This is a genomic window from Bacillus sp. AC266, assembly GCF_979253805.1.
On the sequence record NZ_CEEDEC010000004.1, the window covers coordinates 1 to 22,900 of the forward strand.

Sequence of the window (22,900 nt, forward strand, 5' to 3'; positions counted from 1 at the left end):
GCATGTATTAGGCACGCCGCCAGCGTTCATCCTGAGCCAGGATCAAACTCTCCAATAAAGTTAGTTTGTCTAGCATCAAAAAATAAAAATTGACGTTCACGTTGTTTGTTTCGTTCAGTTTTCAAAGAACTTATTTGCCGCTTCAGAAGCGACTTCATCATATTAACATCTTCATTTTTCGATGTCAACTATGTTTTTTAATTTCTTTTTTGTCGTTTTCTGCGTTTCTGCATCAGCGACGTTTATTAATATATCATGTGAAAAAATGAAATGCAACACCTTTTGAAAACTTTTTTGAAACCAACTACATTTCTTTTTTAATATCATATACTTAAACGAAACATCTCTTTCATTTCTAAGTAATTCCTACATATATTCTATAGTAAGTCACTCTGTCAAAAAACGTTTCTTTCTATATAAAGTGAAACTTTAATCAGTGTGGGGTGTTCATCCCCCACTGATTATTAGCCTTCACCAATCGGGCATTTACGGGCAGTCGTCTCCCACCTAACTTTCTCGCATTCGGCGAATTTTGAGGCGGGGCTGACTGCCCGCAAATAGTGGGATAAACGTTTTATTCATATACCATATCATACAAGGAGGAATATACATGGACTACACCGACTTATTAATAAAACTAGGTCTCTCGGCTATTTTAGGATTCGCTATCGGTTTAGAGCGCGAATTAAAACGTAAACCACTCGGCTTAAAAACGTGTTTAGTTATTTCTATTATTAGTTGCCTCCTAACTATTGTTTCTATTAAAGCAGCTTACAACTTACCACATACCGATCATATGAATATGGATCCACTTCGACTTGCCGCTCAAATTGTATCAGGAATTGGTTTTTTAGGTGCCGGTGTAATTTTACGCAGAGGAAACGATAGTATTGCGGGGTTAACGACCGCCGCTATGATTTGGGGTGCTTCTGGCATCGGCATTGCCGTTGGAGCTGGTTTCTATATCGAGGCTATTTTCGGAATGTGTTTCCTTATGATTAGTGTGGAACTTATACCATTAGCGATGAAATACGTCGGTCCTAGATCATTTCGCCAACGTGATATCGCAGTGAGACTCGTTGTACGAAATATGGACAATATCCCGACCGTAATTGAAGAAATAAAAGAAATGGATATAAAAGTTAAGAACATGAAGCTCAAAACATTGGAAAATGGTTCGCACTATTTACATTTAAAATTGTCTATCGATCAAAAAAGACATACTGCTGATGTTTATTATGCTCTCCAGCATCTTGAAAGTGTTCAACAAACTGAAGTTGAAAGTATGTATTAATTATGAAATGAACTCTCTTTTTAATTAGAGAGTTTTTCTTTTTTCTATAATGGTAACAATGAATGTAGTCCTGAAAAGTAAGGAGGAATAGGAACTTGAAATCCCGTCCGAATTTAGTAGATACATTTCGTGATTCCATTATTTTTCGTTTAATTTGCTTTATTATTGTACTTACTGCCCTCTCCGGCTTTCTTATACATATATTAGAGCCATCTCACTTCACCACATGGTTCGACGGGGTTTGGTGGTCAATCGTTACCATTTTCACCGTTGGATACGGCGATTTCGCCCCCCATACAACGATAGGAAAACTTATTGGTATATGTATTATTTTATTAGGAACGGGATTTTGTTCTTATTATATGGTTCTATTCGCTACCGACATGATTAATAAACAATATATGAGAATTAAAGGTGAAACAGCTGCTACCTCTAATGGTCATATGATTATCGTTGGCTGGAATGAGCGTGCAAAACATGTTGTAAAACAAATGCACATATTACAACCGAACCTTGATATTGTTTTAATTGATGAAACACTTTCTTTACTTCCAAAGCCATTTCATCATTTAGAATTTATAAAAGGTTGTCCGCATCACGATCAAACTTTATTAAAAGCTAACATTACAACAGCTCACACTATATTAATAACAGCGGATAAAGAGAAGAACGAAAGCTTAGCAGATACACAGTCCATTTTAAATATTTTAACTGCAAAAGGACTTAATCCAAACATTCACTGCATCGCTGAACTTCTTACTTCTGAACAAATCCAAAATGCAACGAGAGCTGGCGTATCAGAAATTATAGAAGGAAATAAATTAACGAGCTATGTATTTACCGCTTCTCTTTTATTCCCTTCCATTTCAGGTGTACTATTCTCACTTTACGATGAAATCTCTGATAACAAATTACAACTGATGGAGATTCCCCCGTCCTGTACCGGACAATCCTTTGCAAATTGTAGCTATACTCTTTTAAAGCAAAACATTCTCTTACTAGGTGTAAAGCGCGACGAACAATATATGATCAATCCAGTTCATTCTTTCATTCTCATCGAAAGCGACATACTCATCGTTATTCACCATTAAAAAAATGATTTTCTAGTTCTTGTACCAATACTTTACCAATATTGACATACTTTCTTTTCACATCTCCATCTGGATCTTGCGGCTCCGCAAATTGATCCAATCCACTCGTTCCAGCTGTTAAAGCATTAACATTATCATCTAGTTCGTCTTGATATACGTGCGAAAGAATATACGGTGTTTCAAGACGGACTATTACACCAGGCACATCTAGTTCCCCATCCACCGCTGTAAATGGTACGCGTAAAAATTGATACCCTTCTTCTTCGTCGATTTTATAATCAAAGCATCCTTTATCATAATCCCAATTGCCGCCAATACTATATCCAAGTGGTTTCATAACCTCTTCTAACTTATATAACGCATATGTACATCCTTCTAATTTTGATTGAATCGGAATCAAGCCCATCCCTCCTAGACTTTTCCTTTAGCATACCCATTCTAGTTTGAATATACCGATGTACCTTTCAATAAAATAATAAAAAGCGACCGGAGACCCGATCGCTTTTTATTATTTTAAACGCTCTTCTAATTCTGCTTTTAATTCTTCAAATCCTGGTTTACCAAGTAAAGCAAACATGTTTTTCTTGTATGCTTCTACTCCTGGTTGGTCAAATGGATTTACGCCTAATAGGTAGCCGCTCATCGCACATGCTTTTTCGAAGAAGTATACAAGGTAACCGAATGTGTACTCATTTAATTCAGGGATGTTTACGATTAAGTTTGGTACTCCGCCATCGCTATGTGCAAGTAATGTACCTTCGTATGCTTTTGTGTTTACGAAGTCTATCGTTTCACCAGCAAGGTAGTTTAATCCATCTAAATCGTTGTCGTCTAATTCGATTTTTAGTTCGTGTGTAGATTTACCTACTTTAAGAACTGTTTCGAATAGGTCACGACGACCTTCTTGAATGTATTGACCTAATGAGTGTAAGTCAGTTGAGAAGTTTGCTGAAGATGGGAAAATACCTTTTTGATCTTTTCCTTCACTTTCACCAAATAACTGTTTCCACCACTCAGAGAAGTAGTGAAGTGCTGGCTCATAGTTAACAAGCATTTCAATTGTTTTCCCTTTATTATATAGAGCATTACGAACTACTGCGTATTGGTAAGCTGGGTTTTCTTCAAGTTCTGATTTCGCGAAATCATTATGACCAGCAGCTGCACCTTTCATCATCTCTTCAATGTTTAGGCCACTTACAGCGATTGGCAATAAACCTACTGGTGTTAATACAGAGAAACGACCGCCAACATCATCTGGAATAACGAACGTTTCGTAGCCTTCATTATCAGATAATGTTTTTAAAGCACCGCGCGCTTTATCTGTAGTCGCATAAATACGTTTGCGTGCTTCTTCTTTTCCATACTTTTCTTCTAATAATTTACGGAAAATACGGAATGCAATTGCAGGCTCTGTTGTTGTACCTGATTTGGAAATAACGTTAATAGAAAAGTCTTTACCTTCTAGTACGTCCATTAAATCTTTCATGTAAGTGGAGCTAATGTTTTGTCCAACAAATAGCACTTGTGGAGTTTTACGTTGTTCTTTAGAAAGCGTGTTATAGAAAGAATGGTTTAACATTTCAATTGCTGCGCGTGCTCCTAGGTAAGAACCACCAATACCTACAACAAGTAAAATGTCAGAGTCATTTTTAATTTTTTCTGCGCATTTTTGAATGCGAGCGAATTCTTCTTTGTCATATTGAAGCGGAAGCTCTACCCACCCAAGGAAATCGTTCCCAGCTCCAGTTTTTTCGTGGATTGCATGATGTGTTACTTTTACTGCATCACGTAAATAAGTTAGTTCATTTTCACCGATGAAGGATAACGCTTTAGAATAGTCGAACGTTACATGTGTACTCATCTTTTTCCCTCCAATTATGTATATGTATTTCTGTATTCACTTTAGCGAAACTAAAGTTGTAAATCAAGCGATTCAACAATTGTAAACGTAACCATTATTTATTTTTTAGAAAAAGTTCATTTTTTGCATAAAAATTCGAATTTTTCGGTATAGATGTATATACATCGTTTTTCGTACATTTTTCATGTATAAAAACAACAAAACTATACCATTCTATAAAGGAGTTAAATTTTCTTATTAACTCCTTGCTTGCTCACGCTTCACATTAAGGGGGGGCTTTTCATGAGTACCTTGCAACGTATCGCATTAGTCTTCACTGTAATCGGCGCTGTTAACTGGGGACTGATCGGGTTCTTCCAGTTTGACTTAGTAGCGGCTATTTTCGGGGGACAGAACTCAGCTCTTGCACGTATTATTTACGGCATCGTTGGTATTTCTGGGCTTATCAATCTCGGCTTACTATTTAAACCATCCGAGAATCTTGGTACTCACCCAGAAACACATGAAATTCAATAGTCAGTATGTCTTTTTCGCCTCCGACATACGAATATGATTGCATGCAATCATATTTGCAAATATATATATCATAAGTCACAGTAAAAGAGGAACGCTCATATGCGTTCCTCTTTTACTTTATTACCTCCGACTCTTCAATCCATTCTGCTAGCTTTTCTCGCAGTGTATTAAATCCGTTCTCTGATGGATTCGGTATAAGAATTCGTCCTTGCTTTCTTTTCGCCGCTTTTAACGATAAACTCATTTTTCTGTGTTCTTCATCAATTGAAAGTACTTTTACTTCTACTGTATCTCCGACCTTTAAAAAGTCATGAATGTCTTTTACATACCCATTTGTGATTTCAGATATATGCACAAGTCCTTGTGTTTCTGCATCCAAAGCTACAAATGCACCGTAATCTTGAATTCCAGTTACTTTCCCTGTTACAACCACTCCCGTTGTATATTGTTCTGACATGTGAAACACTCCCATACGTTTACCATTTTCTCTACAATTGTAAATAGCAAAGCAGATGTATTTATTGTTAAATATCCGATTAGTGAGTAAGTATCCTAAGTAAAACACCGAGGATACTCCCACCTTATATTAGTAAATTATACCACTTTGATAGAACTCATTCAAAATTCACGAAAAAATTTCCTGTAATACGTATAATTCTCCAATATTAGGATAGAATACTAACACATGGCTTTCTAGTATTCCCCCCCTTTTATGGACAAAACGTATTGTGTTTTGTCCTTTTTTTATTCTCTATGAACCGTTCCATTCTCTTCATTGCTTCCATAAGTTGCTCAAGCGATGTTGCATATGAACAACGAATAAATCCTTCACCACTCCCGCCAAACACATTTCCAGGAACAACAGCCACTTTTTCTTCTAATAATAACTGCTCTGCAAATTCTGCTGAAGATAGTCCGGTTGAAGCTATAGAAGGGAAGACATAAAATGCCCCGCCTGGCACATGACATGTTAAGCCCATTTCATTGAAAGATGTCGTCATAAAGTTACGACGCTTTTTATAGCTATCTCTCATTCGAATTACTTCATCATTTCCCCCGCGTAATGCTTCAAGCGCTGCAAATTGAGACATCGTTGGTGCACACATCATTGAATACTGGTGAATTTTGAGCATTAATTCTGAAAATTGAACAGGGGCTGCAATCATCCCAAGACGCCATCCCGTCATGGCAAACCCTTTTGAAAACCCTGAAATTAAAATCGTATGGTCACGCATATTTTTAATACTCGCGAAACTCGTATATGCTTCGTCGTATACGAGCTCTGCATAAATTTCATCCGATAACACGATTAAATTATACTTCTCAACAATAACAGCTAGCTTTTCTAATTCGGATTTATTTAACATTGCGCCTGTTGGGTTATTGGGAGAACAAAGTAATATTGCCTTTGTTTTCGTTGTAATAGCTGCTTCAATTTGATCTGGCTGTACTTTAAATTCATCTTCTAATGAAGTCGCCACTGGAACCGGGACCCCGCCCGCTAACGTAACAAGCGGTGCATACGAAACGAAACTTGGTTCAATAATAAGTATTTCATCATCAGGGTTTACAATAGCACGCATCGCTACATCTAGCGCTTGACTCGCTCCAACTGTAACAATGATTTCATCATTCGGATCATAAGATACTGCAAATTGTTTTTTTAGATACTTTGCTATTTCTTGACGGAGCTCCAATAATCCTGCATTTGCTGTATATGACGTATATCCTTGTTCTAAAGAACGAATACATGCTTGCCTTACATTCCAAGGTGTAACAAAGTCCGGCTCTCCCACTCCAAGTGAAATAACACCTTTCATACTTGCCGCTAAATCAAAAAACTTTCGTATACCGGACGGTTGTAAAGATTCTGCTACTCTAGATAGGTCAAATTGCTTCACGGTGTCACCACAATTCTCTTATCATCATCTGTCTTTTCATAAATAATCCCCTCATGTTTATACTTCTTCAAAATAAAATGAGTTGTCGTTGAAACGACAGATTCAATTGTTGCTAATTTCTCAGAAACAAACATCGCTACCTCTCCCATCGTCTTTCCTTCTAATGTAATAGAAAGGTCATATGTCCCAGACATTAAATAAACGGATTTCACTTCTGAATAGCGATAAATTTGTTCAGCTACTGCATCAAAACCGACACCACGCTTCGGTGTAACTTTCACATCAATCATCGCCGTTAAACCAGTATGTTCTTTCACTTTTGTCCAATCGATATGTGTTACATAGTCCACGATAATCTTTTCACTTTCTAATTTCGTAACCATTTTTTTCACTTCTTCTACTTCTATATTTAACAACTTCGCTAATGTATCTACAGATAAACGACTATTCTTTTCAAGACAAGCTAATAATTCCAATTCTTTCTCTGTCACCATATAAATCATCCTTCCTTTTAGTTTCTGTCTAAATTATACAAATACTCTTTCCAATTTGAAAAGAAGATTTTTTTAGTGAATTATGTCAAAATAAAGTGAAACTTTAATCAGTGGAAAGACTCACCCCGCTGATTATTATTTGAACCAATCGAGCTTTTACGGACCGTTGCTTTCCCACCTAATCTCTTTGCTTAAGCTGCTTTTTGAGGCGGGAGGCTTACTGTCCGTTAAATCGGGGTAAAGTGAAAAAACGCAGGATAAAGTGAAAGGGGATGGAACCGTGAAACCAAAAGTATATATTGCTGAACCAGTTCCAACATTTGTAGAAAACTATTTATCAGAACACTGTGATTTTGAAAAATGGGATCAAAACGAGAAAGTACCTCGTGATGTTCTATTAGAAAAAATAAAAGATAAAGATGGGTTATTAAATTTCGGATCTACTATAAATGAAGAGTTATTACAGGTTGCTCCTAATTTAAAAGTAGTAAGTAACATTTCTGTTGGCCATGATAACTTTGATTTAAAAGCGATGGAAAAACAAAATGTTATCGGAACGAATACTCCATATGTGTTAGATGATACAGTAGCCGATCTCGTTTTCGCTCTTATGTTATCTGCTGGTCGCCGTGTTTGCGAACTCAATTCCTATGTAAAAAATGGTAAATGGAACGCTGAAATTGGAAAAGAACACTTCGGACTAGATGTACATCATAGTACGATTGGTATTATCGGAATGGGACGAATTGGAGAAGCTGTCGCAAAACGAGCGAAATTCGGCTTTGATATGAATGTCCTTTACTATAACCGTCGCCGTAAAGAAGAAGCTGAGCAAAAATTTGATGCTACATATTGTGATTTACAAACTTTAATCAAACAATCTGATTTTATTATTCTTCTTACTCCATTAACAGATGAAACGTATCATCTTATCGGTGAAAAGGAATTTTCACTAATGAAAGAAACAGCAATTTTCATTAATGCTTCTCGCGGGAAAACAGTAGATGAAACTGCATTAATTCATGCGTTAACAGAAAAGAAAATATTTGCAGCCGGCATCGACACATTTACACAAGAGCCGATTCAAAAAGAGAATCCGCTCTTATCATTACAAAACGTTGTAACTTTACCGCACATCGGATCTGCAACATTAAAAACTCGGCAGCAAATGGCAATGACAGCTGCTGAAAATTTAGTAGCAGGATTACAAGGAAAAACACCACCTAATATTGTGCGTGGGTAATTATAAAGTGAAACTTTAATCAGTGGGGGTTTTGTCCATCCCCACTGATTATTAGCCTTCACCAATCGGGCTTTTACGGGCCGGCAAATAGCGGGATAAATAAGCGAAAGGGAAGATGACGATGTCATCTTCCCTTTTTTTGTTAACATATTTTGTTTCTTGCCGGGAGATGATATGAACAAAAATCAATGGAGTGACAAAAAATGAACCATGAATGCAAATGCCCTTACTTCACTTTTTCCACTCGCGGGACTACTATTCATTACGAATTGTATGAACATAATACTAAAAAAGAACGACCTACTTTCGTACTCGTTCACGGCTTCCTCTCTTCCTCATTTAGCTATCGAAGACTCATTCCTTTACTAACAAAGGAAGGTACAGTAATTGCCCTTGATTTACCACCATTCGGAAAAAGTGATAAATCTCATCTCTTTAAATATTCTTATCACAATTTAGCAGCTATTATTATCGATTTAATCGAACATTTATCTCTCTCGAATATTGTACTAGTTGGCCATTCTATGGGCGGACAAATTTCACTCTTTGTAAACCGACTACGCCCTGAATTAATTTCAAAGACGATTTTACTATGTAGCTCTAGTTATTTAGCACGCGCAAACTTACCTTTACTGTACTCCTCTTATTTACCGTTCTTCCACTTATACGTGAAGAACTGGATTATTCGAAGGGGCATCGTCCATAACTTAATGAATGTCGTTCATGACCATTCATTAATTGACACTGAAATGATGGAAGGCTATGCTGCTCCTTTTTATGATGATCGTATATTCCCTGCTTTAACTCGAATGATAAGAGACCGTGAAGGTGACTTATCTTCAACTGAATTACAAAAAATCGAAACCCCAGTATTACTCATTTGGGGTGAAAAAGATCGCGTCGTCCCTGTACATGTAGGACACCGTCTCCATAAGGACCTACCTAATTCAACTTTCATTTCTTACGAAAATACAGGGCACTTACTACCTGAAGAAAAGCCCGATCATGTTTATGAAGAAATTATTACGTTTGCGACGCAATAAAGTGAAGCTTTATCCGCGAGCGGTTCTATCCCCACGGATTATTAGCCTTCACCAATCGGGTTTTTACGGGCAGTTTGATTTCTCGCCTAACCTCTTTGCTTCAACCGAATTTTGAGGCGGGAGTCTTACTGCTCGCAAATAGCGGGATAAGGTGAAACTTTAATCAATCAGCACAAATAAAAATAAACAAAAAGGCTGTCGTAAATTCCGACAGCCTATAACGAACAACTTCCGCCTTCTTTTAGTACGAGTAACTCTACTGCTAATTTTTCGCATTTTTCAAGTGCAGGTACTTCTTCAAAAGACATAAAGTATATATGTTGAATCTTCTTTGCGATGTATTTCGGATCATCAAACACACTTACGACGTTTACAACATCGCTCGCTTCTGTTTCATAAAACTCCGGTCCCATTTGAAACGGATCCCAATTTTTCACAACCTCAATCATTTTGTCATATGCACCCATCTGCTTCCCGCCTTTTCACTTTTTAATGCTTTTCTTTATCGTATCATATCAGCTATTCTATAAGAAGAGTGAGAATTTTCATAACTTAACAGTTTGACAGAAGAAAGGAGCAAGCATATGCAACTATTTCATAAAACGGTAAATCGTCGCGGAACGCATAGTACAAAATGGGATACATATAAAAATGAAGAGCTCATCCACGCTTGGATTGCCGATATGGATTTTGAAGTACCAAAACCAATTCAAACTGCATTACAAAAACGCACAGAACATCCTATTTTCGGCTATACACTTCCTCCTGAAAATATTTGGGATATCATTTGTAATTGGACGAAAAGCCAATACAATTGGGAAATACAAAAAGAATGGATTGTATTTAGCGCAGGTATCGTTCCAGCTCTTAGTACGAGCATACAAGCTATAACGAAAGAAGGAGAAGCCGTACTCGTACAACCTCCTATTTATCCACCATTTTTTGAAATGGTCAAAACAAATAATAGACAATTATGTGAGAGTCCCTTATTTAAACAAAATGGCATATATAAGATAGACTTCGAGCATCTAGAAACTCAATTTAAACAAGGTGTAAAACTAATGCTTCTTTGCAGCCCTCACAATCCTATCGGGCGCGTTTGGACGAAAGAGGAGCTAACAAAACTCGGTACGTTATGTACGCAATATAATGTAACCGTTGTCGCGGATGAAATTCACGCCGATATTATTTATAGAGGCCATACTCATACACCGTTTGCTTCTTTATCTGAAGAATTAGCAGCACGCACTATTACTTGTATGGCTCCGAGCAAAACATTTAATATCGCTGGATTACAAGCATCGATCATTATTATTCCGAATGAAAATCTCCGTAATGCCTTTATGTCTATCCAATATAGACAAGGATTCCACGGATTAAATACATTTGCTTATACAGCAATGCAAAGTGCCTATACAGAATGTAATGATTGGCTAAATGAAATTCGATTGTACGTTGAAGATAACGCTCAATTTGCTTGTGAGTATATTCAAAATCACATACCAGCTCTTTCTGTAATTAAACCAGAAGGTAGTTTTTTACTGTGGATTGATTGTTCCCACTTGGATCTTTCTCAAGATGAACGAACAGCATTGCTTGAAGAGAAAGGTAAAATCATCGTTGAGCCTGGTGAGAAATACGGAATGGGCGGGGAAGCCTATATCCGAATTAACATTGGCTGTCCTAGATCTGTTTTAGAAGAAATTTTAAACAGACTACACCATACATTCTCATAACAAAAAAGGAGGCTATCCCAAAATGATTTTGGGATAGCCTCCTTTTTTCGATAAATCGATATAATTCCACTTACTATCATGCGGTTTTACAACAAAATCTACCATTCACGGTAGCTTCTATTTTTTCTTCATATCCGACACTTTTTTTACGATAACACCGCAAGCAATTCGGCCACCAGATTTACCCGTTGGTTGCGTCATACCATCATCAGCGTTTTCTGTAATAATAATAGACGCTCCATCTTTTCTATGAATCGTCGTTTTTCCTTCTTCAAGCGTTATATGCGGAGCATCGATTTCTGCTTTAATCTTTCCCGAACCGTCTGCAACTACGTTCGGTAAATCACCATTTTCCGCACCTTTCGGATTCAAGAGCCCATGTTTTTTATTATCCGGATTAAAATGATTCCCAGATGATTCGAAACGTGGCGCTTTACATTCTCCGATTTCATGCACATGTATCCCGTGTGGTCCTGGTGTAAAGCCTTCCGCTTTAATCGTAATTTTCACTCCACTTGTTTGCTGAACTACTTTTGCAGTCCCAACTTCATCACCTGAAGCATTATGTAATTTCACATCAATTTCTTTCGGCTTCCCTTGGTCACAACCCGCCATTAGAAATAATAAACAACAACTGAAAAAAAGCCGTCTTTTCATTCAATTCCCTCCAAAATGCTTTCTGCCCTTAGATTGTCCGAGCATAGAGGGAAACATACAAAATGAATTACCGTTTCTTTTCAGCTAAAAGCTTTTCTTCTACTTTCTGTAATCGCTCTGCTTCTCGTTTTGATACACGAATAAACATACGCCACGTAGCGACCGCACCGATGATAAATAGAACGCAAACAATACCTGGAATAATATACTCCGTTTTATCTTCAGGAAAATATAAAGGCATCATATGAAACACTCCTTATCGGGGAATTTATAGTAAGAATAAACATCAGAATTTTCTGTTTTATCATCTTAAATTATAATTGAAGCCTGTCATATTCTCAAGGGGGGCGTTCCGAAAGCGAATGATTTCTTTGACTCCTTCGCGCACTTTCCTTACTATAAACTTGAGGTGAAAAATATGAGAGAAACATTTGAAATTGGTGAAATCGTTACTGGTATTTATAAAACTGGAAAATACATCGGCGAAATTACAAATAGCCGTCCTGGCAGTTACGTCGTAAAAGTACTAGCTGTTTTAAAACATCCAGTGCAAGGTGATTTACATAATGTAAAACAAGCTGACGTACCATTTTTCCATGAAAGACGTGCTTTAGCTTTTCGTGAACAGACGAACATTCCAGAGCAAATGGTGAAGAAATATGAAGGAGAAATTCCGGATTATACAGAGTCACTAAAATTAGCATTAGAAACTCAAATGAATTCATTTTCTGAAGATGATTCACCTTTTGCGGGGCGTAGTCTAGAAACACTTCAGCAATTGAAGCAAGATTACAAACTTTAAAAAACAAAACGACCAAATTACATATTTTGCAATTTGGTCGTTACTGTGTACTCACTTTCTTTAACACTTTCGAAAAATCAACAAGTTCCCCTAATGTCGGAGGTGCTGGTTTGACTAAATACTCTTTATCTTTTTCTACTAACTTAAAAATATTATATGTCGTCATCGCATCATCAAGCGCACAATGATGCTTTCCTGTTCCTGCTTTTCCATACGCCTCAATTGCTTTCCACAGCCCTGTTTGATTTCTCTCTCCAAAAAACTTCTTATACTCAAGCGATAAATCACGACACTGTCCAAAGAATGGAAATTCTACTCCCGCCATTTCACAGTTATGCTTTAAGACTTTCATATCCATATTTCCCCACGTTACAATTGTCGGTTTACCACTCTTCTCATATTCTGCAAGTTTCTCAACAAGTTCATGAAAAGAAATTCCTTTGTCCACTACTTCCTGTTTAATTCCTAAAAATTTTTTACATCGATCCGTTAAAGACGGAAATGTTTTCGGTCTAATATGCGATGAATACGTATCTTCCACCTTACAACCAACAACTGAAACGAGTCCGACCTCAATAATTTCTGGGAAAAAACCTTTTGGCTTTTTTCTATGCTGGGGCATCGTAAACTCAAAGTCTAAAAACAAAAATCGTTGTTCATCCATACGATCCCTTCCTTATCATATTTGTCATTCCTTTCTATTTGACACTCCTACACGAACAAGCTCGAATGCTGATTCGATTTTAAATATTCAGATTGGATGTATCTTATATATATGTCAGATGCCCACAAATATTTTTAAAAATAAGAAAAAATGACCTATGCAGAAAATATGACAAAATAAACCCTTCCATTTACATCCGCCATTTTTCTACTTTATAATGACGTTATGTGTGTTTCATCTAGTTAATTTTTTGACACACTAAGAAAAGTGAATGAAAGGAGATGAGAGTTTTGCACGAAACAACGCAAGAACTCGCAAACTGGCAGTATTATTTCGCTATCGCAGTCTTTTTAATTACATATGCCATTATTATTTCTGAAAAAATTAACCGTGCTGTCATCGCACTTCTTGGTGCAGCATTCATGGTAATTGCAGGGGTCGTTGACTTACACAATGCCTTTACGAAACATATTGAATGGGGAACAATTACATTACTCATCGGTATGATGATACTCGTAAACATTACAAGTAAGTCAGGTGTCTTCCAATACGTTGCCATTAAAGCCGCAAAAGGAGCACAAGGAAATCCAATTAAAATTTTAATTTCACTTTCCTTACTTACCGCGCTCGGCTCCGCATTTTTAGATAACGTTACAACAGTACTTCTTGTTGTTCCAGTTACTTTATCTATTACGCGCATCTTGCAAGTAAATCCTGTTCCATATTTACTTTCTGAAATTATTTTTTCAAATATCGGAGGAACAGCAACATTAATTGGTGATCCGCCAAACATTATGATTGGTTCTGCAAATAAGCATTTAGATTTCAATGCTTTCTTATTCAACTTAGCACCTATCGTGATCATCATTATTGCTGTTACGGCAACAATTCTTTACTTCATGTACCGTAAGCAATTAATTGCTGATCCTGTACAAATTAAAAAATTAATGAGCTTAGATGAAAAACAATACATTAAAGACCCAGTATTAATGAAGAAATCTTTAACAGTACTTGGCCTTACTATTTTAGGTTTCATGACTCATTCCATTTTCCATATTGATGCAGCTATCATCGCCTTAACTGGCGCTACTGTACTTATGCTAATCGGTGTGAAAGAGCATGAAATTGAAGAGGTATTCGCAAGTGTAGAGTGGGTAACAATCTTCTTCTTCGCGGGACTATTCGTACTCGTTGGAGGACTTATTGATATCGGGCTTATCAAAATGTTAGCTCAAAAAGTAATTGGAATAACAGGCGGAGATATTTCTCAGGCATCTATCCTTATTCTATGGGTATCTGGTATCGCCTCTGCAACAATCGATAACATTCCATTCGTTGCAACAATGATTCCACTTATTAACGATATGGCAGTTGGGCTAGGTTTATCACCTTCTGACGCACAAGTCGACGTACTATGGTGGGCATTAGCATTAGGTGCTTGCTTAGGTGGAAACGGAACATTAATCGGGGCTTCTGCTAACGTAATCGTAGCTGGTATCGCAAGTCGTGAAGGACATAAATTCAGCTACATGGAATTCCTTAAAGTCGGCTTCCCAATTATGATCGTTTCATTAATCATTTCTCATATTTACATTTACTTACGCTATCTTATGTAGTAGAAAAAAGCGCCCTGCTCAGCAGGGCGCTTTCGTTCTTTTTTCAGCATATCCGAATTATTATAGAACCAAATATATCGACCGCAGGGCAACTTTGATACGCCTACTCGTTATACCTCACCGGCTCATTCCGAATAATGAACAAATGAATCGGCAAGAAAACCGAAAATGTGATTGTATGAATGATCGTAAATAGTATGGAATTCGTTCCGTATCTATCCAAAATAGCATAGATAAGATAAATAGACAGTACAAGTGATACAGCTGTTGCTAATATATATAGAATTGGTACGAAATTAAAGATGAAGCATCCAACATATATGCCAAATACTTTCCACCCTGCTTCTTCTTTCAAGAAATCTGGTAATTTATCTTTCGCTAAATCACCCCATATCTTACTATTTATAAACGGAATAAAAGCAAGAACACCATCAGTTGCACCATCATTTTTTGCCATCGTATAAAGTGCAAAAGCCGTTAACAAATACGAAATAATTGCCCAAATTATTATAACAAGCATAAACGCAAAACTAAGAGCAAAGAAACCTGCTAGTACGCCTTGATCTTCCATCTTATCCTCTCCTCTCTCTTCTCAACATATTTCATTACAGTGCAAGTTATGTTTTAAAATTTAACCAAACTCTTTGTATAATAAGAAGAGAAAGATAATGAGAGAGGAGTACATACCTATGCATCCATTTGTAAAGGCATTACAAGAGCATTTTACAGCTCATCAAAATCCCGAAAAAGCAGAACCGATGGCACGTTATATGAAAAATCACTTCCCGTTTCTCGGTATTCAAACTCCTGAGAGAAGACAGTTATTGAAAGACGTCATTCAAATACATACTCTCCCAGATAAAAAGGACTTCCAAATTATCGTGCGTGAACTTTGGGACCTACCAGAACGTGAATTTCAAGCTTCCGCACTCGATATCATGCAAAAATATAAAAAACACATAAACGAAACTCACATCTCATTTTTAGAAGAACTTATTGTCACAAAATCTTGGTGGGATTCTGTTGATAGCATCGTCCCTACATTTTTAGGTGCTATCTTTTTAAAACATCCAGAATTAATTTCTGCATATATTCCAAAGTGGATTGCATCAGAAAACATATGGTTACAACGTGCCGCTATTTTATTCCAGCTAAAATATAAACAAAAAATGGATGAAGAACTCCTTTTCTGGATTATCGGACAACTACATTCCTCAAAAGAATTTTTCATTCAAAAAGCAATCGGCTGGGTCCTTCGCGAATATGCAAAAACAAAACCAGATGTAGTATGGGAATACGTTCAAAATAACGAACTTGCCTCGCTTAGTAAACGCGAAGCAATTAAGCATATTAAGCAAAATTACGGAATAAATAACTAAAAAATAGGCGAGACTCTATCCTAGATGGGCACGTTCCTCTATTGAGATTTAAAAAAGAACGTGTTAAAATATGTTCATTATTATTAATATAAGTAGCGATGACGGACTTATAAGTACTTGCATAAAAAGCGATTCAGGGATAGTGAAAGCCTGAAGCTGCGAGGAAACGGCAGTCTCGAGCAATACGTGATAAAGTGGATGCACATTTTGTGTATCAACTAGGGTGGAACCGCGGGCAAACGCTCGTCCCTAGGCGATTAAGCCTTGGGATGAGCGTTTTTTTATGTTTTTTAAAGCATATATTGCTCGTTTCCAAAGTACCCATCACGTCATCGCAAATACGTTAACTTTCAAAAGGAGGATTTTATTATGTATTCAATGGAACAAGTTGTAAACTTAGCGAAACATCGCGGTTTCGTTTTCCCTGGTTCTGAAATTTACGGTGGTCTTGCAAACACATGGGATTACGGTCCACTTGGAATCGAATTAAAAAATAACGTCAAAAAAGCTTGGTGGAAAAAATTCATTCAAGAATCTCCACACAACGTTGGTTTAGATGCTGCTATTTTAATGAACCCAAAAACTTGGATCGCTTCTGGTCACGTTGGTAACTTTAATGATCCAATGATCGACTGTAAAAAATGTAAAGCTCGTCACCGTGCTGACAAATTAATTGAAGATGCATTAGACGCAAAAGGTATCGAAATGGTCGTTGACGGTCTTACTTTCGACCAAATGGCTGACTTAATGAAAGAACATGAAGTAAAATGCCCAGATTGCGGTAGCCAAGAATTCACGGAAATCCGTCAGTTCAACTTAATGTTCAAAACATTCCAAGGTGTTACAGAGTCTAGCACAAACGAAATCTTCCTTCGTCCTGAAACAGCACAAGGTATTTTCGTAAACTTTAAAAACGTACAACGCTCTATGCGTAAAAAACTTCCATTTGGTATCGGCCAAATCGGTAAAAGTTTCCGTAACGAAATCACACCTGGTAACTTCACATTCCGTACACGTGAATTCGAACAAATGGAACTTGAATTCTTCTGTAAGCCTGGTAAAGATTTAGAGTGGTTCGCATTCTGGCGTGAAACTTGTAAAAACTGGTTACTTTCACTTGGTATGACTGAAGAAAGCATGCGTCTTCGTGACCACGGTGAAGACGAATTATCTCATTACAGTAACGCAACAACTGATATTGAATTCAGATTCCCATTCGGTTGGGGCGAACTATGGGGCGTTGCATCTCGTACAGACTTCGATTTAAAACGTCATATGGAACACTCTAACGAAGACTTTAACTATATCGATCCACAAACGAATGAGCGTTACGTGCCTTACTGCATCGAGCCATCTCTAGGTGCAGACCGTGTAACATTAGCATTCTTATGTGATGCATATGAAGAAGAGCAATTAGAAAACGATTCTCGTACAGTTCTTCGTTTCCACCCTGCTTTAGCACCATATAAAGCAGCTATCTTACCATTATCTAAAAAGCTATCTGAAGGTGCTACTGAAGTATTCGCAGAACTAGCTAAAGACTTCATGGTAGACTTTGATGAAACTGGTTCTATCGGTAAACGTTACCGTCGTCAAGACGAAATCGGTACTCCATTCTGTATCACATACGACTTCGACTCTGTTGAAGACAAAGCTGTTACAGTACGTGACCGTGACACAATGGAACAAGTTCGTATGCCAATTAGCGAACTAAAAGGTTTCTTAGAGAAGAAAATCCAGTTCTAATTATAAAAAAAGAGGCTGCTCATCAGAGCTGCCTCTTTTCTATTTTTCACGTTTTTCTTTAATTGCTACTGTACATCTTGATATGCATAGTAACTCATCATTTTCATCAATGATGCGAATATCCCAAACCATTGTCGATTGTCCTCTATGTATCGGTGTTCCAATTGCTGTTACAATTCCATCTTGCTTTGAGCGAATATGATTTGCATTAATTTCTAATCCGAAACAAATACATTTTTCTTGATCAATTAAATTGTATGAGCCAACACTTGCCACAGTTTCTGCTAATGCAACAGATGCACCACCGTGTAAAAATCCAAACGGCTGATGCGTGCGTTCATCAACAGGCATTGTAGCAACTACTTTATCCTCTGTCATTTCTAACAACTCAATTCCAAGCGAATCCATTAAAGTTTTTGACATATCGTTTTCAACCTCTCTCCCTTTAGATCAAATGTATAATTTTACCTGTTTAATTTCAAACTACCTATAACACTTATATAAGGAGGTTTCACCTAAATGAAACAGAAATTTTGTATACTATTGCTTATGTTCTCCTTGCTGACTATTGTACCAAATTGTGCAATAGCAGCCAAAGCATCCAACCTGACAATCAATGTTAAGACTGTAACGCAAAAAGGTAAGAAACCTTATATAGAATATCAAATTAATAGGCCTTCCTTTCACAACTTTTCTGATTCGAAATTTCAAAATAAGCTGAATTCCTATTACAAAAACTCTACTACTAAATTTAAAAGTAAATTAGAAAAAGAAGCGAAGAAATATTATGAAGAAACAGAAGGATCTAGCACACCTTTTCATCCATACGTTGCAAATGTTGACTATAAAGTAGCTTTAAACAAACCACCTTTCCTAAGTCTATATGTGAATTACTATCAATATACAGGCGGAGCGCACGGACTGTATACGTGGAAGGCAAATACATTTGATTTAAACGAAAAAAAATTATTACACTTAGACGATTTATTTCAACAAGAGGATAAATATAAAGAAATAATTCGCACAGAGATTGTAAGACAAATTAAACAAAATGAAAGCATTTATTTTCCTGATGCAGTCGAAAAAGTAACGAGCACTAAAAAGTTTCACTACTTTTTAGAACCCGATAATCTTGTGATTTATTTCCCTTTATATGAAATTGCTCCTTATTCAAGCGGAATTCCGCAGTTTCGTATTCCATACACATTGCTTAGAGACTATTTAAAGCCTTCTTATCAAAATATTTTGATTGACAACAAGTAAATATTTTCGCTACGATAATGTTAACCTAAACACAACTGGAGGTTAACATTATGAAGAAGCTTCATGTTTTAGATTTAGCATTAGCTGCCATGTTCGTCGCTCTTATGGCTATTGGTGCAAATATTGTATCGTGGGCACCATTCTTACAAATAGCGGGCATTCCATTATCTATGCAACCATTTTTCGCAATTTTAGCAGGTCTTCTTCTCGGGAGTAGACTTGGGGCATTATCAATGACTGTTTACATGCTTGTTGGAGTAGCAGGTGCGCCAATCTTCGCTAACTTCAAAGCTGGATTTGGAGCACTTTTAGATCCTACTGGTGGTTTTATTATCGCATTTATTATCGTTGCTTACGTATCAGGAAAACTAGTAGAACAAAAAGAACGACCAACATTCAGCACCTTTGCAATTTCTTCTTTCGTCGGAATCATTTTAACGTATATTATCGGTACTACTTATATGTACGGGGCAGTCAATATTTTCATGGGTGGTAATATGAGTTATAAAGCTGCCTGGATGATTATGATGTGGTTCGCAGTAAAGGATATTGCGTTTACAATTATCGGCGCCATTATCGCACCTCGCATATACTATGCTGTACGTCGTTCTGCTTATCAGCATTCTCATTCGACGATTTCATAATAAACAAGGAGCTGTTCCTATAGGAACAGCTCCTTGTTTATTATATTAAGACTCTTGCTTCATTTGCTCGTCTAAAACTTTCTTCATCATTACTAGCATATCATCACGTAATTCTGGGTGCTGCAATGCCATTTCAATTGTCGTTTGAACGAATCCTAATTTTTCACCAACGTCATAACGCTTTCCTTCAAAATCATATGCAAATACACGTTGAATTTCATTTAAGCTTTGAATTGCATCCGTTAACTGAATTTCGCCACCCGCTCCAACTTGTTGCTGTTCCAAGAACATAAAGATTTCAGGAGTTAAAATGTAACGTCCCATAATCGCTAAGTTTGAAGGCGCAGTACCTTGCGCTGGTTTTTCAACGAATTTACGAACTTGATAACGACGTCCCTCTTGCTCTAACGGATCAATAATTCCGTAGCGATGTGTTTCTGCTTCAGGAACAGTTTGTACACCAATAACAGAAGAAAGTGTTTTGTCATACTCGTCCATTAATTGACGTAAACATGGTTTTTCAGCTTGAACGATATCATCGCCTAATAATACTGCAAACGGCTCATCACCAATGAATTTACGTGCGCACCAAACAGCATGTCCTAATCCTTTTGGTTCTTTTTGTCGAATGTAATGGATATCTACCATTTTAGAAGAAGCTTGTACTTTTTCAAGTAACTCATACTTTTTCTTCTCTAATAAGTTTTGCTCTAATTCAAATGCGTTATCAAAATGATCTTCGATAGAGCGCTTTCCTTTACCAGTAACGATAATAATATCTTCGATGCCTGATTTTACTGCTTCTTCTACGATGTATTGAATTGTTGGTTTATCTACAATTGGAAGCATTTCTTTTGGCATTGCTTTCGTTGCTGGTAAAAAGCGTGTTCCTAATCCCGCTGCCGGGATAATTGCTTTTCTCACTTTTTTCATGACAAATACCCTCGCTTTTCATTCTAATTCTCTTAGTAAAGTGCAAATTTATAACACTCGCTCGTAATAATCCTCTACATCAAACAAAACTACAAGAAAAGAGGAGGCCGTTCTCCGTTCTCCTCTTTTCCTATCAGTAGCATTCTATTCTATTATAAACGATTCATAATATCTTCTTTAATAGTAAGTAACTTTTGTTCACTATTTTGTAAGGAATCATCTTGTACACCAAAGTAGAATTTAATTTTCGGCTCTGTTCCAGATGGACGTAAGCAGAACCAAGAACCATCTTCTAATTGATATTTTAACACATTTGATTTCGGTAAGTGAATCTCTTCCTTATTTCCATCTTGTAACGTTGTAATGATGCTTTCTTTATAATCCTCAACTGCAACGACTGTTAAACCAGCTACTTCTTTCGGAGGATTCTCACGGAATGTTGCCATCATCTTTTGAATCTGTTCGGCACCATCTTTTCCTTTTAACGTTAACGATACAAGGTCCTCACGGAAGAACCCATACTTCTTAAATACTTCTAGCAGACCATCGTATAACGTTTTACCTTGTGATTTGTAGTATGCAGCTACTTCACATGCAAATAGGACGGATTGCACCGCGTCTTTATCACGGCAGAATGGACGGATTAAATAACCGTAGCTTTCCTCATAACCGAATTGGAATTCATATTGTCCGCTTTCTTCATACTGTTTAATTTTTTCACCGATAAATTTAAATCCAGTTAACGTATCAACTGTATCTAAACCGTATGCTTTTGCGATTGTACGGCCAATTTCAGACGTTACGATTGTTTTTAAAACAACACCGTTTTCTGGAAGCGTTCCGTTTTCCTTCTTTTGTGATAATAAGTAATCAAGCATTAACGCACCTGTTTGGTTACCAGTTAATACTTGGAACTCACCATCATGATTGCGAACTGCTACACCTAGACGGTCTGCATCAGGATCTGTTGCGATTAACACATCTGCGCCTACTTTTTCACCGTCGCGAATTGCATACTCAAACGCTGCATGCTCTTCTGGGTTTGGTGATTTTACTGTAGAGAAATTTGGATCTGGTAACTCTTGCTCTTTTACAACTGTTACATCTGTAAATCCAACTTCTTCTAAACCACGGCGTACCGAAATATTTGATGTTCCATGCAATGGTGTAAAGACGATTTTCAAATCTTTTCCTACTTCTTTCACCATCTCTTTATTAATAATGACATTGTTCAATTCTGCTGCATACGCATCATCTACTTCTTGTCCAATTATATGTAATAAACCGTCAGCTTTTAATTGCTCAACATCAGCAACTTCAACTGTTAATTCATTCTCTACTGCATTTACGTAGCTAATTAACTCATCAGCTTCCTTTGGAGGCAACTGGCCACCATCTTCACCATATACTTTATAACCGTTATATTCGGGCGGATTATGGCTTGCCGTAAGAACGATTCCACTTGCTGTATGTAAATGACGAACTGCGAAAGAAAGCACTGGTGTTGGACGTAAGCTTTCAAATACATATGTTGTAATACCGTGTGCACCAAGAGTAGCAGCTACTTCCATTGCGAATTCAGGTGATTTATGACGAGAATCATACGCGACAACAACACCGCGTTTTTTCGCTTCTTCACCTAATTTTTCAATAAACATAGCTAATCCTTTTGTTGCTTTACGAACTGTATATATATTTAAACGGTTCGTACCAGCACCAAGTTCACCACGCATACCACCTGTTCCGAACTCTAGATTTTTATAAAAGCTATCCTCGATTTTCTTCTCATCTTGCTTCATGTTTTCTAGCTGTTCTTTTAATTCTGCGTCTAATTCTGCATATGAAAGCCAGCGACTAAATTCTTGTTTCCAATTCATACTTCCATCTCCTCTCGCCTGTCGTACCTTCATTATATGAAAAAAACAACCTGAATCTCAATATTTTTTAAAATCTAGCAGGATTTTACTATAAATATTTGTATACACTATGGTTAAATACTCCACCAAAGGGAATGAGG

General features: G+C 37.0%; 25 protein-coding genes. 12 read left to right on the forward strand and 13 right to left on the reverse strand.

Going from position 1 to position 22,900, the window contains the following annotated elements; translation table 11 throughout:
- Positions 1-610 precede the first annotated feature (610 nt).
- Positions 611-1,294 (forward strand): MgtC/SapB family protein, encoded by a 684-nt coding sequence (locus AC0IXC_RS16990; protein WP_002143579.1) that lies wholly within the window; start codon positions 611-613, stop codon positions 1,292-1,294.
- 95 nt (positions 1,295-1,389) lie between these two features.
- Complete coding sequence (locus AC0IXC_RS16995; protein WP_061673634.1) at positions 1,390-2,385, forward strand: potassium channel family protein; 996 nt, start codon at positions 1,390-1,392, stop codon at positions 2,383-2,385.
- Here AC0IXC_RS16995 and AC0IXC_RS17000 read toward each other — a convergent pair.
- Together AC0IXC_RS17000 and AC0IXC_RS17005 are read right to left on the reverse strand one after the other, a co-directional pair.
- Entirely contained in the window at positions 2,372-2,785 is a 414-nt protein-coding gene (locus AC0IXC_RS17000; protein ID WP_002131278.1) for a YugN-like family protein, read from the reverse strand. The genes AC0IXC_RS16995 and AC0IXC_RS17000 overlap by 14 nt on opposite strands.
- A 108-nt stretch (positions 2,786-2,893) precedes the next feature.
- Entirely contained in the window at positions 2,894-4,246 is a 1,353-nt protein-coding gene (locus AC0IXC_RS17005; RefSeq protein WP_002015845.1) for a glucose-6-phosphate isomerase, read from the reverse strand.
- 282 nt (positions 4,247-4,528) lie between these two features.
- Here AC0IXC_RS17005 and AC0IXC_RS17010 point away from each other — a divergent pair, with 282 nt between their 5' ends.
- Positions 4,529-4,762 carry a DUF378 domain-containing protein gene (locus tag AC0IXC_RS17010; protein ID WP_002034535.1) on the forward strand — a complete coding sequence of 78 codons (234 nt, stop codon included), beginning with the start codon at positions 4,529-4,531 and terminating at the stop codon, positions 4,760-4,762.
- 112 nt (positions 4,763-4,874) lie between these two features.
- Here AC0IXC_RS17010 and yugI read toward each other — a convergent pair whose 3' ends face one another.
- The 3 genes from yugI to AC0IXC_RS17025 all read right to left on the reverse strand — a co-directional run bounded on the left by yugI (position 4,875) and on the right by AC0IXC_RS17025 (position 7,157).
- Positions 4,875-5,219 carry a S1 domain-containing post-transcriptional regulator GSP13 gene (gene yugI, locus AC0IXC_RS17015; protein WP_002015848.1) on the reverse strand — a complete coding sequence of 115 codons (345 nt, stop codon included), beginning with the start codon at positions 5,217-5,219 and terminating at the stop codon, positions 4,875-4,877.
- 253 nt (positions 5,220-5,472) lie between these two features.
- Entirely contained in the window at positions 5,473-6,663 is a 1,191-nt protein-coding gene (locus AC0IXC_RS17020) for an aminotransferase (protein ID WP_002129685.1), read from the reverse strand.
- The gene (locus tag AC0IXC_RS17025) at positions 6,660-7,157 is read right to left on the reverse strand and encodes an Lrp/AsnC family transcriptional regulator (RefSeq protein ID WP_002067952.1); all 498 of its coding nucleotides are present in this window, start codon (positions 7,155-7,157) and stop codon (positions 6,660-6,662) included. Before AC0IXC_RS17025 ends, AC0IXC_RS17020 begins: the two co-directional genes overlap by 4 nt.
- 262 nt (positions 7,158-7,419) lie before the next feature.
- Here AC0IXC_RS17025 and AC0IXC_RS17030 point away from each other — a divergent pair, with 262 nt between their 5' ends.
- A complete protein-coding gene (locus AC0IXC_RS17030) occupies positions 7,420-8,400 on the forward strand; it encodes a 2-hydroxyacid dehydrogenase (protein WP_340779075.1) in 981 nt (326 codons plus the stop codon).
- A 203-nt stretch (positions 8,401-8,603) separates the two neighbouring features.
- Positions 8,604-9,443: an alpha/beta fold hydrolase gene (locus AC0IXC_RS17035; protein ID WP_215590311.1), complete on the forward strand. Its 840-nt coding sequence runs from the start codon at positions 8,604-8,606 to the stop codon at positions 9,441-9,443.
- Between the two features lie 215 nt (positions 9,444-9,658).
- Here the strand turns inward: AC0IXC_RS17035 and AC0IXC_RS17040 are convergent, their stop codons facing one another.
- Positions 9,659-9,910: a YugE family protein gene (locus AC0IXC_RS17040; RefSeq protein ID WP_002015854.1), complete on the reverse strand. Its 252-nt coding sequence runs from the start codon at positions 9,908-9,910 to the stop codon at positions 9,659-9,661.
- 117 nt (positions 9,911-10,027) lie between these two features.
- On the opposite strand from AC0IXC_RS17040, the gene AC0IXC_RS17045 reads away from it, so the two are divergent.
- Positions 10,028-11,179, forward strand: a complete 1,152-nt coding sequence (locus tag AC0IXC_RS17045) for a MalY/PatB family protein (RefSeq protein ID WP_471653071.1) — start codon at positions 10,028-10,030, stop codon at positions 11,177-11,179.
- Positions 11,180-11,296: 117 nt separating this feature from the next.
- Here AC0IXC_RS17045 and sodC read toward each other — a convergent pair whose 3' ends face one another.
- On the reverse strand, positions 11,297-11,836 hold the full coding sequence (sodC, locus tag AC0IXC_RS17050) for a superoxide dismutase [Cu-Zn] (protein ID WP_002143588.1): 540 nt from the start codon (positions 11,834-11,836) through the stop codon (positions 11,297-11,299).
- Positions 11,837-11,903: 67 nt separating this feature from the next.
- Positions 11,904-12,080 carry a hypothetical protein gene (locus tag AC0IXC_RS17055; RefSeq protein WP_000982764.1) on the reverse strand — a complete coding sequence of 59 codons (177 nt, stop codon included), beginning with the start codon at positions 12,078-12,080 and terminating at the stop codon, positions 11,904-11,906.
- Between the two features lie 174 nt (positions 12,081-12,254).
- Between AC0IXC_RS17055 and kapB the strand changes: the two genes are divergently transcribed.
- Positions 12,255-12,638, forward strand: a complete 384-nt coding sequence (gene kapB / locus AC0IXC_RS17060; protein ID WP_001209324.1) for a kinase-associated lipoprotein KapB — start codon at positions 12,255-12,257, stop codon at positions 12,636-12,638.
- A gap of 40 nt (positions 12,639-12,678) precedes the next feature.
- Here kapB and kapD read toward each other — a convergent pair whose 3' ends face one another.
- Positions 12,679-13,302 carry a 3'-5' exonuclease KapD gene (gene kapD / locus AC0IXC_RS17065; RefSeq protein ID WP_002034559.1) on the reverse strand — a complete coding sequence of 208 codons (624 nt, stop codon included), beginning with the start codon at positions 13,300-13,302 and terminating at the stop codon, positions 12,679-12,681.
- A 290-nt stretch (positions 13,303-13,592) separates the two neighbouring features.
- On the opposite strand from kapD, the gene AC0IXC_RS17070 reads away from it, so the two are divergent.
- Positions 13,593-14,918, forward strand: coding sequence for an ArsB/NhaD family transporter (locus tag AC0IXC_RS17070; protein ID WP_002139350.1), 1,326 nt, complete (start codon positions 13,593-13,595; stop codon positions 14,916-14,918).
- A 103-nt stretch (positions 14,919-15,021) separates the two neighbouring features.
- Here the strand turns inward: AC0IXC_RS17070 and AC0IXC_RS17075 are convergent, their stop codons facing one another.
- Positions 15,022-15,489 (reverse strand): hypothetical protein, encoded by a 468-nt coding sequence (locus AC0IXC_RS17075; protein WP_002034556.1) that lies wholly within the window; start codon positions 15,487-15,489, stop codon positions 15,022-15,024.
- Positions 15,490-15,607: 118 nt separating this feature from the next.
- On the opposite strand from AC0IXC_RS17075, the gene AC0IXC_RS17080 reads away from it, so the two are divergent.
- Positions 15,608-16,297: a DNA alkylation repair protein gene (locus AC0IXC_RS17080; RefSeq protein WP_471653072.1), complete on the forward strand. Its 690-nt coding sequence runs from the start codon at positions 15,608-15,610 to the stop codon at positions 16,295-16,297.
- A gap of 369 nt (positions 16,298-16,666) precedes the next feature.
- Entirely contained in the window at positions 16,667-18,043 is a 1,377-nt protein-coding gene (locus AC0IXC_RS17085; protein WP_471653073.1) for a glycine--tRNA ligase, read from the forward strand.
- Positions 18,044-18,082: 39 nt separating this feature from the next.
- Here AC0IXC_RS17085 and AC0IXC_RS17090 read toward each other — a convergent pair whose 3' ends face one another.
- Positions 18,083-18,466: a hotdog fold thioesterase gene (locus tag AC0IXC_RS17090; protein ID WP_002034550.1), complete on the reverse strand. Its 384-nt coding sequence runs from the start codon at positions 18,464-18,466 to the stop codon at positions 18,083-18,085.
- A gap of 96 nt (positions 18,467-18,562) precedes the next feature.
- Here AC0IXC_RS17090 and AC0IXC_RS17095 point away from each other — a divergent pair, with 96 nt between their 5' ends.
- Together AC0IXC_RS17095 and AC0IXC_RS17100 are read left to right on the forward strand one after the other, a co-directional pair.
- Positions 18,563-19,306 (forward strand): DUF3298 and DUF4163 domain-containing protein, encoded by a 744-nt coding sequence (locus AC0IXC_RS17095; protein WP_002089296.1) that lies wholly within the window; start codon positions 18,563-18,565, stop codon positions 19,304-19,306.
- A 50-nt stretch (positions 19,307-19,356) separates the two neighbouring features.
- On the forward strand, positions 19,357-19,950 hold the full coding sequence (locus AC0IXC_RS17100; RefSeq protein WP_002015867.1) for a biotin transporter BioY: 594 nt from the start codon (positions 19,357-19,359) through the stop codon (positions 19,948-19,950).
- A gap of 45 nt (positions 19,951-19,995) precedes the next feature.
- On the opposite strand, the gene galU is transcribed toward AC0IXC_RS17100, so the two are convergent.
- Positions 19,996-20,883: a UTP--glucose-1-phosphate uridylyltransferase GalU gene (gene galU, locus AC0IXC_RS17105; RefSeq protein ID WP_002015869.1), complete on the reverse strand. Its 888-nt coding sequence runs from the start codon at positions 20,881-20,883 to the stop codon at positions 19,996-19,998.
- Positions 20,884-21,035: 152 nt separating this feature from the next.
- Entirely contained in the window at positions 21,036-22,760 is a 1,725-nt protein-coding gene (locus AC0IXC_RS17110; RefSeq protein WP_471653074.1) for a phospho-sugar mutase, read from the reverse strand.
- Positions 22,761-22,900: the final 140 nt, after the last annotated feature.